At 74.2% G+C, this 16,734-nt stretch carries 16 protein-coding genes; 7 read left to right on the forward strand and 9 right to left on the reverse strand.

The window, feature by feature from the left end; genetic code table 11:
• Positions 1–53: 53 nt before the first annotated feature.
• Positions 54–1,091: an NAD-dependent epimerase/dehydratase family protein gene (locus QNO07_RS25960; RefSeq protein WP_283994927.1), complete on the forward strand. Its 1,038-nt coding sequence runs from the start codon at positions 54–56 to the stop codon at positions 1,089–1,091.
• On the opposite strand, the gene QNO07_RS25965 is transcribed toward QNO07_RS25960, so the two are convergent.
• Together QNO07_RS25965 and QNO07_RS25970 are read right to left on the reverse strand one after the other, a co-directional pair.
• The gene (locus QNO07_RS25965; protein WP_283994929.1) at positions 1,027–2,178 is read right to left on the reverse strand and encodes a sensor histidine kinase; all 1,152 of its coding nucleotides are present in this window, start codon (positions 2,176–2,178) and stop codon (positions 1,027–1,029) included. The two genes, QNO07_RS25960 and QNO07_RS25965, sit on opposite strands and share 65 nt — an antisense overlap.
• The gene (locus tag QNO07_RS25970; RefSeq protein ID WP_283994931.1) at positions 2,175–2,915 is read right to left on the reverse strand and encodes a response regulator transcription factor; all 741 of its coding nucleotides are present in this window, start codon (positions 2,913–2,915) and stop codon (positions 2,175–2,177) included. Before QNO07_RS25970 ends, QNO07_RS25965 begins: the two co-directional genes overlap by 4 nt.
• A 131-nt stretch (positions 2,916–3,046) precedes the next feature.
• Between QNO07_RS25970 and QNO07_RS25975 the strand changes: the two genes are divergently transcribed.
• From QNO07_RS25975 to QNO07_RS25985, 3 genes are read left to right on the forward strand one after another with little or no spacing between them, the layout of a single operon-like run.
• Positions 3,047–3,703, forward strand: a complete 657-nt coding sequence (locus QNO07_RS25975; RefSeq protein WP_349636878.1) for a glycosyltransferase family 2 protein — start codon at positions 3,047–3,049, stop codon at positions 3,701–3,703.
• Entirely contained in the window at positions 3,700–4,344 is a 645-nt protein-coding gene (locus QNO07_RS25980) for a TIGR04282 family arsenosugar biosynthesis glycosyltransferase (RefSeq protein WP_283994933.1), read from the forward strand. The genes QNO07_RS25975 and QNO07_RS25980 overlap by 4 nt, the downstream gene beginning before the upstream one ends.
• Positions 4,341–5,078 carry a class I SAM-dependent methyltransferase gene (locus QNO07_RS25985; protein ID WP_283994935.1) on the forward strand — a complete coding sequence of 246 codons (738 nt, stop codon included), beginning with the start codon at positions 4,341–4,343 and terminating at the stop codon, positions 5,076–5,078. The genes QNO07_RS25980 and QNO07_RS25985 overlap by 4 nt, the downstream gene beginning before the upstream one ends.
• Here the strand turns inward: QNO07_RS25985 and QNO07_RS25990 are convergent.
• The 3 genes from QNO07_RS25990 to QNO07_RS26000 are packed head-to-tail and all read right to left on the reverse strand — an operon-like array spanning position 4,973 to position 7,793.
• A complete protein-coding gene (locus tag QNO07_RS25990; RefSeq protein ID WP_283994936.1) occupies positions 4,973–5,404 on the reverse strand; it encodes a hypothetical protein in 432 nt (143 codons plus the stop codon). The genes QNO07_RS25985 and QNO07_RS25990 overlap by 106 nt on opposite strands.
• Entirely contained in the window at positions 5,401–6,513 is a 1,113-nt protein-coding gene (locus QNO07_RS25995) for a molybdopterin-dependent oxidoreductase (RefSeq protein WP_283994938.1), read from the reverse strand. Before QNO07_RS25995 ends, QNO07_RS25990 begins: the two co-directional genes overlap by 4 nt.
• Entirely contained in the window at positions 6,507–7,793 is a 1,287-nt protein-coding gene (locus QNO07_RS26000; protein ID WP_283994948.1) for a hypothetical protein, read from the reverse strand. Before QNO07_RS26000 ends, QNO07_RS25995 begins: the two co-directional genes overlap by 7 nt.
• A gap of 129 nt (positions 7,794–7,922) precedes the next feature.
• Between QNO07_RS26000 and QNO07_RS26005 the strand changes: the two genes are divergently transcribed.
• A complete protein-coding gene (locus tag QNO07_RS26005; protein WP_283994939.1) occupies positions 7,923–8,906 on the forward strand; it encodes an acetylxylan esterase in 984 nt (327 codons plus the stop codon).
• A 57-nt stretch (positions 8,907–8,963) separates the two neighbouring features.
• Here QNO07_RS26005 and QNO07_RS26010 read toward each other — a convergent pair whose 3' ends face one another.
• On the reverse strand, positions 8,964–10,223 hold the full coding sequence (locus tag QNO07_RS26010) for an extracellular solute-binding protein (protein WP_283994941.1): 1,260 nt from the start codon (positions 10,221–10,223) through the stop codon (positions 8,964–8,966).
• Between the two features lie 219 nt (positions 10,224–10,442).
• Here QNO07_RS26010 and QNO07_RS26015 point away from each other — a divergent pair, with 219 nt between their 5' ends.
• The gene (locus tag QNO07_RS26015) at positions 10,443–11,486 is read left to right on the forward strand and encodes an MsnO8 family LLM class oxidoreductase (protein WP_283994942.1); all 1,044 of its coding nucleotides are present in this window, start codon (positions 10,443–10,445) and stop codon (positions 11,484–11,486) included.
• Here the strand turns inward: QNO07_RS26015 and QNO07_RS26020 are convergent.
• Together QNO07_RS26020 and QNO07_RS26025 are read right to left on the reverse strand one after the other, a co-directional pair.
• Positions 11,408–12,787, reverse strand: a complete 1,380-nt coding sequence (locus tag QNO07_RS26020; protein WP_283994943.1) for a carboxyl transferase domain-containing protein — start codon at positions 12,785–12,787, stop codon at positions 11,408–11,410. The two genes, QNO07_RS26015 and QNO07_RS26020, sit on opposite strands and share 79 nt — an antisense overlap.
• Complete coding sequence (locus QNO07_RS26025) at positions 12,784–14,223, reverse strand: acyl-CoA synthetase (RefSeq protein ID WP_283994945.1); 1,440 nt, start codon at positions 14,221–14,223, stop codon at positions 12,784–12,786. The genes QNO07_RS26020 and QNO07_RS26025 overlap by 4 nt, the downstream gene beginning before the upstream one ends.
• 240 nt (positions 14,224–14,463) lie before the next feature.
• Here QNO07_RS26025 and QNO07_RS26030 point away from each other — a divergent pair, with 240 nt between their 5' ends.
• Complete coding sequence (locus tag QNO07_RS26030) at positions 14,464–15,513, forward strand: glycoside hydrolase family 5 protein (RefSeq protein WP_283994946.1); 1,050 nt, start codon at positions 14,464–14,466, stop codon at positions 15,511–15,513.
• Positions 15,514–15,529: 16 nt separating this feature from the next.
• On the opposite strand, the gene QNO07_RS26035 is transcribed toward QNO07_RS26030, so the two are convergent.
• Positions 15,530–16,297, reverse strand: coding sequence for a bestrophin-like domain (locus QNO07_RS26035; protein WP_283994947.1), 768 nt, complete (start codon positions 16,295–16,297; stop codon positions 15,530–15,532).
• Positions 16,298–16,734 lie beyond the last annotated feature (437 nt).

Consider the following 16,734-nt stretch of genomic DNA (forward strand, 5'->3'; position numbering starts at 1 on the left):
CGCCCGGCGCGGCCAGGGCGGCCAGGGGTGCTGCCGGCCATAGCGTGGGCGGCATGCATGTCCTGGTCACCGGCGGTTCCGGTTTCATCGGCTCGCACATCGTTCCCGCGCTGCACGCGGCAGGCCACGAGGTCACGGTGCTCGACACCGCGGCCGAGCCCGGTCCGCACGCCCTGCGTGCCGACGTCCGCGACGGCGACGCGGTGCTCCGCGCGCTCGACGGAGTCGACGCCGTCTGCCACCAGGCGGCGAAGGTCGGCCTCGGCAAGGGCTTTCAGGACGCGTCCGACTACGTAGGTGTCAACGACCTCGGCACGGCCGTGCTGCTGGAGCAGATGGCCGCCGCCGGCGTGCGGCGGCTCGCCCTGGCAGGCTCGATGGTCGTCTACGGCGAGGGCCGGTACCTGTGCCCGGAGCACGGCGTGGTGCGTCCCGGGCCGCGGGCCCGCGCGTCCCTCGACGCGGGCCGCTTCGAACCGCCCTGCCCGCTGTGCGGAGCCGACCTCGCCCCCGGCCTGGTCGGGGAGGACGCCCCGGTCGACCCGCGCAACGTCTACGCAACCACCAAGCTCGCCCAGGAGCACCTGGCCGCCTCCTGGGCCCGCGCCACGGGCGGCCGGGCGGTGAGCCTGCGCTACCACAACGTGTACGGCGACGGCATGCCACGGGACACGCCCTACGCCGGTGTGGCCTCGTTCTTCCGCTCCGCGCTGGAGGCCGGCCGGCCCCCGCAGGTCTTCGAGGACGGCGGGCAGCGCCGCGACTTCGTGCACGTCTCCGACGTGGCCGCGGCCAACGTGGCGGCGCTGGAGTCGCTGGACGGGCGCCCCGACGGTGAACTGCGCGCCCTGAACACCGGCAGCGGCGAGCCGCACACCGTCGGCGAGATGGCCTCCGCGCTCGCCGCGGCCTTCGGCGGCCCGCAGCCGCAGGTCACCGGCGAGTACCGGCTCGGGGACGTCCGGCACATCACGGCCTCCTCCGAACGGCTGCGGCAGGAGCTGGGCTGGCGGCCCGCGGTCGGCTTCAGTGAGGGGATGGCGCGCTTCGCCAAGGCGCCGCTTGCACCCGTGCCCGAGCCGGGAGCGTGACCTCGAAACGGCAGCCGCCCGGCACGTTCCGCACCGAGGCGCGGCCCGAGTGCGCCTCCACGATGCCCCGGACGATGGCCAGCCCGAGGCCCGCGCCGGACGGCGGGGTGCGGGCGTCGTCGCCGCTCCAGCCGGTGTCGAACACCCGCGGCAGGGCCTCTGCGGCGATGCCGCCGCAGCCGTCCGTCACCGACAGCACCACGGCGTCCTCGTGCCTGCGCGCGGCGACCGCCACCGTGCCGTCCGCCGGGGTGCGGTGGATGGCGTTGACCAGCAGGTTCGCCAGCACCCTGGTCATCTCCCGGCTGTCCACCTCGATGGGCACCGGCTCGACGCCGTCGTCGGCGAGCCGGACGCCGCGCTCGGCGGCGAGCGGCCAGGCGCCGGCGATCGCGTCGCTGATCAGGTCGTAGACGGACATGCGGGTGGGGGAGAGCGTGAGTGAGCCCGCCTGGATGCGGGAGAGTTCGAACAGGTCGCCGACCATGCCGCTCAGCCGCTCCACGTCGCTGCGGATCTGCCGGTGGTACCGGGCCGGGTCGGGGGCCACGCCGTCCTCCAGCGCCTCCGCCATGGCCCGTAGTCCGGCCAGCGGGGAACGCAGGTCGTGCGAGATCCACGCGACCAGTTCCCGCCGGGACGCCTCCAGCGCCGCCTCGCGCTCCCGGGCGGTGGCGAGTCGGGCCCCGGCCTCGGTGAGCGAGCGGGCGAGCGAGGCCAGCTCGGCCGGCATCGCCACCGCGGGTGCGGTGAAGCCGGCGCCCGCGCCCAGGGCCCGTGCGGAGCGCTCCAGCGCGCGGTGACCTGCCGTCACCCAGCGCCCGAGCAGCAGCGCCGTTGCGGTGGCGGCGACGGCCGCCACCGCCAGGACCGTGGTGACGACGCCGAGGTCGTGCTTGTTGAGGAACATCGCCCAGCACACCGAGAGTGTGCCGGCGAGCATCGCGGCGACGCCGACCCCGGTGAGCACCGTCAGTGACACGGCCACCGAGCGGCGGCGCAGGGCGCGCAGGGCGAGCGCGCCGAGCACGCCGGCCGCGGTCGCGCCGAACCCCGCGTACAGCGCGATGAGCAGCAGGTCGTTCAAGGCAGGTCCTCTCCCTCGGCGGCGCCGGTGTCCGCTGTGCCTCCTGAGCCGTCGAAGCGGTATCCGACGCCCCAGACGGTGGTGATCAGCACCGGTCGGGCCGGGTCCCGTTCGACCTTGTGCCGCAGCCGGCGCACGTGCACCGTGACGGTCGACAGGTCGCCGAAGTCCCAGCCCCAGACGGCCGACATCAGCTCCTCCCGGGTGAACGCCCTTCCCGGATGGCGCAGGAAGTGCGCGAGCAGGTCGAACTCCCGCACGGTCAGCGCCAGTCGGCCGCCGGGACCGGTGGCGGTGCGCGCGGCCGGGTCCACCACCAGGCCGCCGCCGCGCAGCCGCGGCCCGGCGGCGGGCGGGGCGCCCGTCCGGCGCAGCACCGACTCCACCCGCAGTACCAGTTCCCGGGGGCTGAAGGGTTTGGTCACGTAGTCGTCGGCGCCCACCTCCAGCCCGGTGATGCGGTCCTCCTCGGCACCCCGCGCGGTGAGCATCACCACCGGCACCGGGCCGGCCGCCCGCAGCCGGCGGCACACCTGGAGTCCGTCCAGGCCGGGCAGCATCAGGTCCAGCACGACCAGGTCGGGAGGCGAGGCCTGGGCGCGGGTGAGCGCGGCGGGTCCGTCGTCGGCGTGGTCCACGGTGAACCCCGCCCGTTCGAGGTAGCCGGCGACGACCTCGCGCACGGTCGGGTCGTCGTCGACCACCAGGACGCGCCGGGGTGCGGGCGGCTCAGTCATGCGCCGAGTCTTGCATCCGCCACGCCGCAGACGACCGGAAGAGTGCCGCCAGACGGTGATGTCCGCGTTTCGTAAGGGAAGGCGATCCCTTATGCGGCGTATGTCCTCGTAGGGTGAAAGAGATGAACTCGATGCCAACGTTGCAAGGGAATCTGGTGCTCCCCTGCCTGGACGAGGCCGGGGCCCTGCCCTGGGTCCTCGGCCGGGTCCCGGAGGGCTGGCACCCCATCGTCGTGGACAACGGCTCCACCGACGGCTCGGCCGCCCTGGCCCGGGAACTGGGCGCGACCGTGGTGCTCGAACCACGCCGCGGTTTCGGCGCCGCGTGCCATGCGGGGCTGGAGGCGGCCGACGCCGAACTGGTCGCCTTCTGCGACTGCGACGGCTCGCTCGACCCCGCCGGGCTGCCGGAGGTCGCCGCCCCGGTCGCGGCGGGGCGGGCGGACCTGGTGCTGGCGCGCCGCCGCCCGGTCGGGCGGGGGGCTTGGCCGCTGCACGCCAGGGCCGGCAACTACGCGCTGTCCCACATGGTCCGCAGGCGCACCGGTGTGCGGCTGCACGACCTGGGGCCGCTGCGGGTCGCCCGCCGGGCGGCCCTGCTCAGCCTGGGTTTGACCGATCGTCGCAGCGGCTACCCGCTGGAGATGGTCGTACGGGCCGCGGACGCGGGCTGGCGCATCCATGAGACCTCCGTCGGCTACCACCCCCGCACCGGGCGTTCCAAGGTGACGGGAACCTGGCGCGGAACCGCCCAGGCCGTCCGCGACATGCGAGGAGTGCTGCGGTGAGATCAGGGCGAGGCACGACCGTGCTGGTCATCGCCAAGGAACCGGTACCCGGCCGGGTCAAGACGCGGCTCACCCCGCCGTTCACCCCGCAGGAGGCGGCACGGCTGGCGGAGGCGGCGCTGACGGACACGCTGGAGACGGTAGCCGCGCTGCCCGCCGCCCGCCGGGTGCTGGTGCTGGAGGGGCGGCCGGGACCGTGGCTGCCCGTCGGCTTCGACGTGGTGCCGCAGGCCGCGGGCGGCCTGGACGAGCGGATCGCCGCCGCCTTCGCCGGGTGTGACGGCCCGGCGCTGCTGGTGGGCATGGACACCCCCCAGCTCAGCGCCGCACTGCTCGCGCCGCTGTGCGCGCCGGACGCCTGGTCGGCCGCTGACGCCTGCTTCGGGCCGGCCGCCGACGGCGGATTCTGGGCGCTCGGCCTGGCCGACCCCGACCCCGCCCTGGTCCTGGGCGTGCCGATGTCCAGCGACCGCACCGGTGCCGTGCAGCGCAAGCGCCTCACCGACGCCGGCCTGCGCGTCCGCGACCTGCCCGAGCTGCGGGACGTGGACACGGCCGCCGACGCCGCCGAGGTCGCCGCCGCCACATCGGGGCACTTCGCCGCCGCCCACGCCCGCACCCGGCGGACGGAGGTCGCATGACCACCACGTCTCCGCCGCCCGACGCCGACCGCATCGCCTGGCACACCGACCCGTACGCCGACGCCCTGCGCACCGGCCGCGGCCCGTTGTTCCTGCGCCGCACCGACGGCTGGTTGCTGCCGCTGGAGGTCGAGCGCTGGTGCGCCGGCGCGGACGCCGCGGACATGACCGTGCTGGGACGCTGCACCGGCGCGGTGCTCGACATCGGCTGCGGGCCCGGCAGGCTGGTCGCTGCGCTCGCCCGCCACGGGCATCCGGCGCTGGGCATCGACACCGCGCCTGCCGCGGTGCGGCGCACCCGCCGGCTGGGCGGCGCGGCGCTGTGCCGCTCGGTCTTCGAGCCGCTGCCCGGCGAGGGGCGCTGGGACAGCGCGCTGCTGCTCGACGGCAACGTGGGCATCGGCGGCGATCCGGACCTGCTGCTGGCCCGCGTCGCGGAGCTGCTGGGGCCGAAGGGCGTGCTGCTGGTGGAGGCGGCGCCGGCGGAGGTGGAGGAGTGCGTCGAGGTGAGCCTCGACGACGGCAACGGCGGGAGCGGCCCGACCTTCCGATGGGCGCGGATCGGCGCGGAGGCCCTGCGCAACCGGGCGAAGGCCGCCGGCTGGCAGGTCGTGGAGGAGTGGTCCGCCTACGGGCGGCCCTTTCTGAGCCTGCGGCCGAGCTGCTCGGCCCAAGGCACCAGGAGCGCCACGGCCGCCGTCGCCGCGAGCAGCAGCGCCCAGTTGCGCGGGTAGTCCAGCGGCAGCAGCGAGGGGTTCGCGGACGCCGGCCGCAGCAGGACCGGCGCCGCGACCAGCGTGAGCACACCCGCGGTGACCAGCGCCGCCCGCCACAGCCGGTGCCGCCGAGGTGAACCGGGCAGGCGCGCCAGCGCCCAGCCGGCGGCCAGCACCAGCGGCACCAGCACGAAGTCGTGCAGTGTCACCGCCCCCGCCAGCCACAGCGCGACCTGCACGCCCGTACCCGGCCGGGAGTCCGCCAGCAGCAGCCACACCCCCACGCCCATCAGCACGCAGCCGACCGCTCCCAGGCCGATCCGTACGCCCCGCGCCGCGCTCATGCCAGCACCTCCAGCCGGGTCACCCATTTGGTCTGCAGCACTCCGGGGCGGTTCGCCGAGATGATGCGCGCCGGATATCCGTGGTCGGGGTTGAGCACCTCGCCGTTGACCCGCAGCGCCAGCAGGGTCAGTGGGTCACGGGCGTGCCGCGGGCCGACCACCGAGGTGCGGAACGCACCGCCGCGTTGCAGCGACACCACCCGCACGGCCGCTCCCGGCGGGGCGCCGGCCCGTTCCAGCAGTTCGCTCAGGCGCACCCCGTCCCACCGGGCGTCGGCGCTCCAGCCCTCGACGCAGGTGATCGGCAGATCGCTGCGGTGCTGCGGCATGCCGCCCAGCTCCGCCAGGGTGAGCGTGTACGGGCGGGGGCCGGCGACCTCCAGTCGCCAGTTACGCAGTACCTCGGGCGTGACACGGGCGGCAGCCGCCGTGCGGTTCACCGGCAGTCCCTGCGAGCCGTGGTCGGGGTGGCGGGGGGCGAGCAGGTTGAGCGGACGCAGCAGCGGCAGTGTCTGGCCCGCGGTGACCAGGGTGACGGCGCCGGTGGCGGCGGCGACGCCCAGCAGCAGCGCGCGCCGGTCGGGTCCGTCCGGGTCGGTGCGGTCCCGCCGCCAGTGTGCGGTGATGCGCGGCGCCTGCACCGCCAGGTGCAGCAGCAGCGCACCGACCAGCACCCAGGCCAGTGCCCAGTGCACCTGCCGGAAGGAGAACGGCCACACGTACCACTGGGCGATGTTGAGCAGGCCGAGGAAGAGCTCCAGTAGTGCGGCGGCGACCAGGACCGCCACGGACAGCCGTTCCAGCGCGTGCCGCACGGACCGCACCGGCGGCTTCTGGAAGAGCCGCGGGTAGACCGTCCACAGTTTCGCCAGCAGCAGCGGGACGGCGGCGATACCGGCGGCCACGTGCAGGCCCTGGGTGAGGCGGTAGCCCCACACCGGGCGGGTCGGCAGGCGGCCCAGCAGCCAGGCGGGCGGTTCCTGGAGCAGGTGGCTGATGACGCCGGTGACGAAGCACACCAGGATCGCCACCCCGAGCCAGCGCCCCACGGCGGTCGCCGTACGGGCGTCGTGCAGTCGCCCGCGGAACGCGACCAGGCCGCTCACCATCCCGTCACCAGCAGGTGGTTGACGGTGAGGGCGACGGCCGCCTGGGCACCGAGCCACCAGCGGTGGTCGCGGACCGGCAGCAGTGCGGCGGCCGGCAGCAGCCAGATCGCGAACGGCAGCCAGATCCGTTCCGTCTCCGCCTTGCTCATCCCGGACAGGTTGGCGACGAGCATGGCGAGCAGTCCGCCTGCCACCAGCAGAACGAGGCCGCTGCGGCGGACCTCCCGCCCGGCGGCCCGGCGCAGCCCGGCGACGGTGGCCAGGCCGACCACCACGACCTGCGCGGCCAGGTTGGCCCAGACGTAGTAGGCGTAGGGGCGGACGCCGGCCGCGCCCTGGTAGTAGCGCTCGACAAGAGTGGTGTAGCCCTCGTACCACCAGAAGCCGGCGACGGTGAACGCCACCACCCACGGCAGCGCGCCCAGCACCACCCAGGGCACGGGACGCCAGGTGCGGGCCGCGACGAGCACGGCGACGGCGACGACGGCCAGCAGGCCCAGCCCGTACGACAGGTACATGGTCCAGCCGAACAGCACACCCGACCCCAGGCCCGCCAGCCACGGCAGTCGGGCCCGCCGGGTGGCGGCCAGAGCCAGCAGCGCCACCGCCCAGGCGCTCACGCCCGCGAAGTAGCCGTCCGCCGACACCCCGATCCACACCGCCGCCGGTGCCAGGACCAGGAAGGGCGCGGCCACCCGCGCGGTGTGCTCGTCGGCGAGCGCACGGACCGCCACCAGGACGGCCGTCGCCGCGGACGCGCCCACGGTGACGCACAGCACGGCCGCCCAGGCGCCGCCGCCGAGCCCGATCCGGTCCAGGCCCACGAACGTCAGCAGCGCGCCCGGCGGGTGGCCCGCCACGTGCGCCGGCCAGTTGTCGGGGGCGTCCATCAGGATGCGGCCGCTGAACTCGCGCAGCGTGGCGCCCACGTCCTGCACCTCGGGCACCGACTGGAGGTACTCGTACTTGGTGGTGAGCCGGCGGGTCACGCCGCGGTACCAGCCGTCGATGAGCGCGAGCGACCAGATCCAGGCCGCCGACACGCCCCACGACGCCCACAGCAGCCGCCGCCAGCCCAGCCGCCGGGCGGCGGTCGGGCCGTACACCACCACCAGGGCGGCGACCACGAGGGCCGCGGGAGTTCCGGGGCCGACGTGCGGCTCCCAGTAGGCGTAGAGCGGTGGCCAGCGCAGTCGCAGGGTGCCGTCCCGGTTCTCCAGGTGGTGGCCCACGGCGGCGGCCACGGCGAACAGCGCCACCGCCGCCCCGGCGGCGTACATATCCTTGCGACGGAAGAGGGAGGTGCTCACCCGGCCCACGGTAGGTGGGAGGGCACCCCGCAACGGTGGAGGCGCGGCAGCCGTCACCGTCCTGTCAGATCCTGCCGCGAGACCGGAGGGCCCGACCCGATGCCGTTGATGGACATGCCGCTGGAGCAACTGCGGGAGTACCGCCCGGAGATAGCGGAGCCGGCCGACTTCGACGAGTTCTGGGGCGGCACACTTGCCGCCGCCCGGCAGGCGGGCGACCCGGCCGAGTACCGCCCGGTGGAGACCCGGCTGCGCTCCACCGAGGTGTACGACGTGCGGTTCCCCGGCTGGGACGGCCAGCCGGTCGCGGGGTGGCTGCTGCTGCCGCGCGGAGCGTCCGGGCCGCTGCCCGCGGTGGTGTCGTACATCGGCTACAGCGGCGGCCGGGGCCTGCCGGTCGAGCACCTGATGTGGGCCGCGGCCGGGTACGCCGAACTGGTCGTCGACAGCCGGGGCCAGGGCCACGTCACGCCCGACCCCGACCCGGTGCCTTCCCCGCAGTACGTGCGGGGCTTCATGACACGCGGCATCGAGGACCCGGCCGACCACTACTACCGGCGTCTGATGACCGACTGCGTGCGCGCGGTCGACGCGCTGCGCGCCCATCCGGCGGTGGACGCGGACCGGATCGTGGTGAGCGGCGCGAGCCAGGGCGGGGGCCTAGCCCTGGCCACCGCGGGGCTGTGCGGTGACGCGGTCGCGGCGGCACTGGTCGACGTGCCCTTCCTGTGCCACTTCCGGCGCGGCGCCGACACCGCCGGCGCCGGGCCGTACCCGGAGCTGGTGCAGTACCTGGGATACCACCAGCGGGTGGCGCCCGAACGGGTCTTCGGCACGCTCAACTACTTCGACGGGCTGCACTTCGCCCCGCGGGCCACCGCGCCGGCCCTGTTCAGCGTCGGGCTGATGGACCCGGTCTGCCCGCCGTCCACGGTGTTCGCCGCGTACAACCGCTACGCCGCGGCGGACCGGGAGATGGCCGTGTGGGAGTTCGGCGACCACGCGGGCGGCCTCGCGTCGCAGTCGGAGAGGCAGCTGCACTGGCTCGCGGCCCGCGGCCTGGGCGGCGCCGACCACACCTGACGTCCGCTGCTGACGGCCGCACCTGAGGCCGCTGCCGAAACCGCTCCCGGCGGGCCGTCAGGGGCTGCCGCTGAGCAGTGTGGTGACGGCGTCCGAGGCCCGCCGGGCGGCGGCCTCGGGGTCCTGCCCGGTGAGCACGGCCGTCTGGTAGTCCTTGATCGGGTTGGCCGCCTCCAGCGCCGCCCAGGAGGGCGAGTTGGGGGTGGCGAACCCGTTCTTGGCGCCCTTGGCCATGGCGGTGGCGCCAGGGTCGCCGTCCAGGGCGTCGGTGAGAGTCGTCTTGTTGGGCACGTAGCTCATCGAGGAGGCGATCTGCCGCTGCCACTTGTCCCCGGTGAGCAGCTTGATGAAGGCGTAGCCCTCCTCCGGGTGGGCGGATCGCTCCGGCTGGATCAGAACCGAGCCGCCGGTGAACACCGCGCCCGGCTTGCCGGACTTCTCGCCGGGGATGGGGAAGTAGCCGAGGCGCCCGGCCAGCGCGGGGTTGGCCTCCTCGATCAGCTTGGCGTGCCCGGGAACCGCGATGAGCTGTGCGACCTCCTGCTCGGCGAAGACCTCGTTCTGGTCGGGCTTGGCCTCGTCGGAGTCGGTGGGCCCGTCGCCGTAGGACTGGAGTTCCCGGTACAGCTCCATGCCGCGCATCGCCTCGGGTGTGTCCAGCGCGCCCCGCCACTGCCCGCTCTGCTCCACGGCCAGGTCGCCGCCCTCGTCCCAGACGAAGCCCGACAGCACGTACCAGTTCTGCCCCGGCAGGTAGATGCCCTGCTGGCCGGGCTGGTTGAGCTGCTCGCTGGCGCGGAACCACTCCTCGCGGGTGGCGGGCGGCTTGGTGATGCCGGCCCGTTCGAAGAGGTCCTTGCGGTAGATGACCACGCGGTTCGCGGCGTAGTAGGGGATGCCGAACTGGTACCCGTCGATCTTGCCGGGCTCCTCCAGGCCGGGGATCCAGTCGTCGCCGCCCAGGTCGGCCACCTTCAGCGTGAGGTTCTCCACGCCGCCGCTCGCCACGTACTGGGCGACCTGGGTGTTGCCGACCTCGATGACGTCGGGCGCCTTGTCGGCGGCGAGCGCGGCGGTGACCTTGTCGCCGATGCCGCCCCACTCGTGGACCGTGACCTCCACCCGCACCCCGGGATTGCGGTTCTCGTAGTCGCGGACGAAGTCCTCGACCAGCTCTTCGCTGAGGCTGTGCTGCATCAGCCACACGTCGAGCGTGGTGTCCTCCGCGGGGCTGTTCGGTCCGGTTCCGCAGGCCGACGCCACGAGTGCCGCGGTGACGGCGAGTGCGACGGTTCTTCCGCGGGTGCGGCTGAGCATGGCTCTCCCCAGAGACGTGCTGTTCAGCTTCGAACAGCTGGCTGAAAGTGGGGGGAGACCATGATTGGCATAGACCAATGGGCCGGTCAAGGGGTTGCCCGGCGGTAACCGGCCGTCGCCGAAGCGGCCGAACCTCGACCGTGCCCAGCCGGCCCGTCCCCGACCGTCCGGCGTGCCGGGGCTGGGGAATCAGGGCGGGCCGCAGTTGTTGACCTGGGTATGAAGGCACTCAGCGGCATCCGGTGGTCCGTGCTCGACCGCTCGCCCGTCCGGCAGGGCGAGCGGCCCGGCGGCGCACTGCGCGGCACGGTGCGCTTCGCCCGGGAGGCCGAGGCGCTGGGCTACCACCGCTTCTGGGTGGCCGAGCACCACGGGGTGCCCGGCATCGCCGGGGCCGCTCCCACCGTGCTGGCGGCGGCGGTCGCCGCGGCCACCACACGCATCCGGGTCGGCACCGGCGGAGTGATGCTGCCCAACCACGTGCCGCTGGTCGTCGCCGAGCAGTTCGGCGTGCTGGAGGCCCTGCACCCCGGCAGGATCGACGCGGGCGTCGGCCGGTCGGTGGGATTCACCGAGGAGGTGCGCCGCGCGCTGGGCGCGGACCGGGACGCCGCCGCCGACTTCGGCGAGCGCGTCGACGAACTGCTCGCCCACCTCGACGGGCATGCGGCGCTCCCACCGCTGCCGTCGGCCCGGCCCGCCGACGGGCCCCTGCCGGTCTTCGTCCTGGCCACCGGCGCGGGCGCCGACCTCGCCGCGCGGCGAGGACTGCCCCTGGTGATCGGCTCCGGGCGCGACCCGGACACCCTGGCGGCCGCGGTCGACCGCTACCGCGCCGGCTTCCGTCCCTCCCCGCGGGCCGCCGCGCCGTACGTGGTGGTGGCGGTGAACGCAGCCGTGGCGGCCACCGGTGAGGAGGCGGAGCTGCGGCAGCTGCCCGAGGCGTGGTCGGTCGCGAGGTCACGCACCACCGGCGCGTTCGCCCCGCTGCTGCCGCCCGCCGGGGTTCCTCTCGCGTCGGCCACCGCACGCGAACTCCGCCACCTCGAGCAGGCTCGCGCCGCACAGCTGAACGGCAACGCGGAGCAGGTCGGCGGGCGGCTCGCGGCGCTGGCCGGCCGGACCGGGGCGGACGAGTTCCTGCTCACCTTCGCCACCCACGATCCGGACGACCGGCTCGACTCCTACCGCCGGCTGGCCTCGCTCGCCGGGCTCTCGGGCGCCACCACGCCACGCGCCATGCCCAGTTCGACGAGGTCCTGAGGACGGATGCGCAACTGGTCGGCCGTCGGGCGCACCTGGTCGGGGCCGCGTTTGAGGATGGCCGCGGCCAGCTCGGGAGCGATCACTGAGAAGTAACTGTCCGGCGCCACCCAGGTGTTGCCCGGCGCGGCCAGTGCCAGCGCCCCGCCCGAGCCGCCCTCGCCCACCACCAGGGTGGTGACCGGGACGGGCGACTCGGCGACGGCGGCGAAGCACTCGGCGAGCGCGCCCCCGGCGCCGGAGCGTTCCGCCTCGGCGTCGTTGGCCGCCCCCGGGGTGTCGACCAGGGTCAGCACGGGGAAGCCCAGCCGTCCCGCGAGCCGGATCAGCCGGGCCGCCGTGCGGAACCCGGCGGGTCGGGTCGCCGTCCCGCACTGCGCGGCGAACGCCACAGTCCGTCCGTTGTGCAGCCCGAAGCCGCAGCGCATGCCCGGGTCGACGCCGCTGCTGCGGTCACCGCTGATCTCCGCCCGCGTCCCGAAGAACGCGTCCAGGTAGCTCTCCGCCCTGGGTCGCCGCGGATCGCGGGCCCGCGTCACCGCCTCCCAGCCCGTGCCGGGCAGGCCGCCCGTGCCGAGCGCGCCCGGCGGGTCGACCGCTGCCGCACGCTCCCCGCCCCCGCGCGGCGTGAGCAGCCGCAGCCAGCCGGCGAGGGCTGCGGGCAGTTCCTCCGCGGTGAGCACGCCGTCGACGTGCCCGGCCGCGAGCTGGCCCTCCGCCGAGTAGGCGAGCGGGTCGGCGTCCGCCGGCCTGACCCGTGAACCGGCGAAGCCGATCTGGGCGCGGGGGAGGGCGAGCAGCAGATCCGCCCCGGCACCCAGCGTGGCCCAGCCGCCGCCGGTGGACGGGTCGCGCAGTACCGCGACCTGCGCCAGCCCGGCGGCCCGAGTCAGAGCGGACTGCCGTGCGATGCGCTGGAGTTGGGTGAGGGCGACGATGCCCTCCTGCATACGGCTGCCGCCGGTGGCGATCAGCGACACCACCGGCACGCCCAGCTCCCTGGCACGCACGTGCGCCGCCTCCAGCCGATCCCCGGTGCGCGATCCCAGCGAGCCGCCGAGAAAGCCGAACTCGAAGGAGACCAGCACGGCACGGGTGCCGCCGATGGTGGCCGTCCCGCACACCACCGACTCGTCCTCACCGGTGCGTTCGGCCGCCCGGTCCCGGGCGACGTCGTAGCCCTCCCAGCCCAGCGGGCCGTTCACCGGCTGCCCGGCCTGGGGGACGGGGAGTTCGGTGAAGTCGCCGGTCAGGGAGGCGACGGCCGCACGGGCGGAACCGGGTGCGCCCGCACCGCTCACCGCAGTTCCTTCTTGAGGACCTTGCCCATGTCGTTGCGGGGCAGCCGCTCGACGAACCGCACTTCGCGCGGGCGCTTGTACGCGGCCAACCTGCGGGTGACGAGTTCGGCCAGCTCCGCCTCGTCCGGGCGCTGCTCACCCTCGGGCACCACCCAGGCCACCACCCGTTCGCCCAGGTCCGGGTCGGGTGCACCGGTCACCGCGACCTCCCGCACACCGTGGTGCTCCAGTAGTACGTTCTCGATCTCACCGGCGCCGATGCGGTATCCGCCGGACTTGATGAGGTCGGTCGAGCGGCGGCCCACGATGCGGTAGAAGCCGTCCGCGTCCTTCGTCGCCATGTCGCCGGTGCGGAACCAGCCTCCGGCGAACGCCTCCGCGGTGGCGTCGGGACGGCCGAGGTACTCGGTGAACAGGTTGGGGCCGCGGACCTGGATCTCGCCGACCGTCTCGCCGTCGTCGGCGGTCACCCGTTCGCCGTCGTCGTCGACCAACCGCACGTCGACGCTGGGCAGCGGCACACCGACGGTGCCCGGCTTGTACGGGCCGTCGAGGCGCACACTGGTGCTCATCAGGGTCTCCGTCATGCCGTAGCGCTCGATCACCCGCTGGCCGGTGGCCTGGGTCAGCGCCTCGTGGTCACGCAGCGGCAGTGCCGCCGACCCGGAGACCAGCAGCCGGGCGCCGCTGAGCGCCCGGCTGAGTACCGGGTCGCCTGGGGCCTGCTCGGCCAGCCGGTGGTACATCGTCGGCACGCCGAAGAACATGGTGCCCTCGGGCAGGGAATGGCTCACCGCGTCCGGGGTGAAGCGCACCAGGTGGTGCAGCGTGCCCGAGCGGCGCAGCGGGCCGAGCAGCCCGAGCACGAGGCCGTGCACGTGGAACAGCGGAAGCGCGTGCACCAGGACGTCCCGGTCGGTCCACTGCCAGGCGTCGGCGACGTCGTCGAGCGTGGCCGCGAGCGCACGTCGGGACAGCACCACGCCCTTGGGCGCGCCGGTGGTCCCCGAGGTGTAGACGATCAGGGCGGGCATCGAGTCGGCGCCCGACTCCGGGTGCCCGAGTGCCGGTTCGTCCGGATCGGGGGTCAGGTCGACGTCGATGCGGGGAAGTCCGGCGAGCGGGGTGGGCAACTCCTCGTCTGCCGCCACCAGGATCGCGTCGGGCGCGCAGTCGGCCACGATGTGGGCCAGTTCCGCTTCTCCCGACCCCGGGTTGACGGGCACCGCCGGTACGCCCGCCAGCAGTGCGGCGACGACGGCGACGGCGGTCTCGCAGCGCGGTGCGGCCCAGACGGCCACGCGGTTCCGGGTGACGATCCGCGCGCCGAGCGGCCGGGCGGCGGCGGCGAGCTCGCTGTAGCTCAGCTCGACGTCACCGAAACGCACGGCGGTCTTCGCCGGCTCGTTCTCCAGTGCGGGGATGAGAGGTGACACCCGTGCTCCTTCGCTGGTGGTCGTTGGCTTCACGATCTCATCACCGGGCCGCGCGGGGACAGCACGGGGGAGCGACGGTTGCGGGTGCGTCGGTATGTAAGGAAACCTTCCTAACCTCTTGACGCCGGTAGTAAAGAACCCTAACTTTCGGGCCAGTGCCAGGCCGGTGCTGTTGGTGGCCGGATGTCATGTATCTGCCAAACACGCACCCCACACCCCCCACTTCTGGAGTGACGCAACGTGCATCAACCTCCCCTGCGCCGCACCAGGCTGCCGCTCGCGGCGGTCGTGGCGGCGTTCCTGCTCGCCGTCGTCCTCGCCGTCCAGGCGCACCTCCCGGCGGGCGCGGTTGCCGCCTCGGGCCAGCAGCCCGCCGCGCGGTCGCCGATCGCCGCCAACGGCCAGCTCAAGGTCTGCGGCACCCGGCTCTGCAACGCGGCGGGCCGGCCGGTGCAGCTGCGCGGCATGTCCACCCACGGCACCCAGTGGTACGCCCAATGCGTCACCAACGCGTCGCTGGACACCCTGGCCTACGACTGGGGAGCCGACGTGCTGCGGGTCTCGACCTACGTGCAGGAAGGCGGCTACGCCACCAACCCCCGGCACTTCACCGACCTGGCGAGCCGCATCATCGACCAGGCGACGGCCCGAGGCATGTACGTGATCGTCGACTGGCACATGCTCAGCCCGGGCGACCCGAACGCCAACTTCGACCGCGCCCGCCAGTTCTTCGCCGACATCACCCGGCGGCACGGGCACCAGAGCAACCTGCTCTACGAGATCGCCAACGAGCCCAGCGGAGTCGGCTGGAACACGATCAGGTCGTACGCCGAGCGGCTCATCCCCCTCATCCGGGCACAGGACCCCGAGACCCCGATCCTGGTCGGCACCCGTGCCTGGTCCTCCTTCGGAGTCTCCGAGGGGGCGAACGAGCAGGAGGTGGTGGCCAGTCCGGTACGCGCCTCCAACATCATGTACACCTTCCACTTCTACGCCGCCTCGCACCGGGAGGCCTACCTCAGCGCGCTCGACCGCGCCTCCGACCGGCTCCCGGTGTTCGTCACCGAGTTCGGCACCCAGGACCACAGCGGTGACGGAGGCAACGACTTCGCCATGGCCCAGCGGTTCGTCGACCTGATGAACCGCAAGCAGATCTCCTGGGTCAACTGGAACTTCTCAGACGACCACCGCTCGGGAGCCGTCTTCCGGCAGGGCACCTGCGCGGGGGACCGCTTCGGCGGCACCGGCGTGCTGAAGGAGGCAGGCGTCTGGGTCAGGGCCCGGATCTGACGCGGCGAGCCGACCGTCAGCCGCCCGTGGCCTGCGGGAAGAGCGTGTGGAACGCCTCCACCGACTCCGTGAGCCCACGGGCGTAGGGCGCGTCGAAGTGCCAGATGAGGAAGAGCAGGAAGGCGATCAGCGCGCTGAACAGCCCGGCAAGCACCAACTCCCGTCCCGATCGACGGATCTGGAGCACGAACACCATGCCCACCACGACCACCGCGCCGATGATCAGTCCGAACCAGACCACGCCCGGCATGGTGGTGCCCGCGCTGCCGCCGCGTTCGGTGCGCGCCCGCGACGCCTGCGCCACCTGGTCCACCACGCCCTGGTAGGCGTGCGACTCCAGAGTGGTGGTCGGCTCGAAGCCCGACACCTGCGACCGGACCCGCCCGAGCATCCGGTCACCGCGCTCGGTGAGTTCACCCGCGTCCGGCCCCGGAGCCCACTCGGTGTCGACGGTGTAGGCCACGTAGTCCTCCACGTCCGCGCGGACGCGGTCGCGGAACTCGACCGGGTACACCTCGACGCGCTCGTGGACCTCGTGCAGGGCCAGTGCCTCCTGGGTGACCCAGTCGGTCGCGGCGTTGCGCTGCTCCCACACCCCGGCGATGGCCAGGCCCAGCACGATCGCGTACACCACGCCGATCATCATGATCATGTACTCGATGACGTCGGGCGTCTCGCTGGTGTCCTCGTCCTCGCCCGAGCGCCGCTGCCGCAACAGCGCGACGGTGAGCACCACGACGCACGACGCGACCATGACGAGAGCCAGGACCAGCCAAGCGGACAACGCACTTCTCCTATTCGGAACGTGACCGGGAGGCGGCGGCCCCCCGGGGTCGGGTCGCGGCGGCGGCGAGCACCGCAGGGGCGACCACGAGCAGCATGCGGCCCACGACGGAGGTCCCCGACGGCCGCGGCTCCTCGCGCGGCCTGACCGTGAGCGGCGCGCGCAGCATCGACGGCGGCAGTGGCGGCCCGGCGACCGGGGGCTCCGCGACGCCGGGCTGCGGTGGCGGGCTCGCCGGTGGTGCCGGGACGGGTGGCGGGGCTGCCGGCTCGGGGGCCTCCGCCCGGACCTGGACCGGCTCTGCCGACGGCGCCGGGCGGGTCGCCGGGCGGGTCGCCGGGGGCGGGAGCGGGACTGCCGGCTGTGCCGGCCCGGGCGCATGGCGGCCTCGGCGACGGCGGCCTCTCCGGCGGCGAGCGCCTCGACGATGCGCTGGT

Origin of the sequence: Streptomyces sp. 549 (assembly GCF_030124175.1) — a bacterium.
GTDB lineage: Bacteria > Actinomycetota > Actinomycetes > Streptomycetales > Streptomycetaceae > Streptomyces.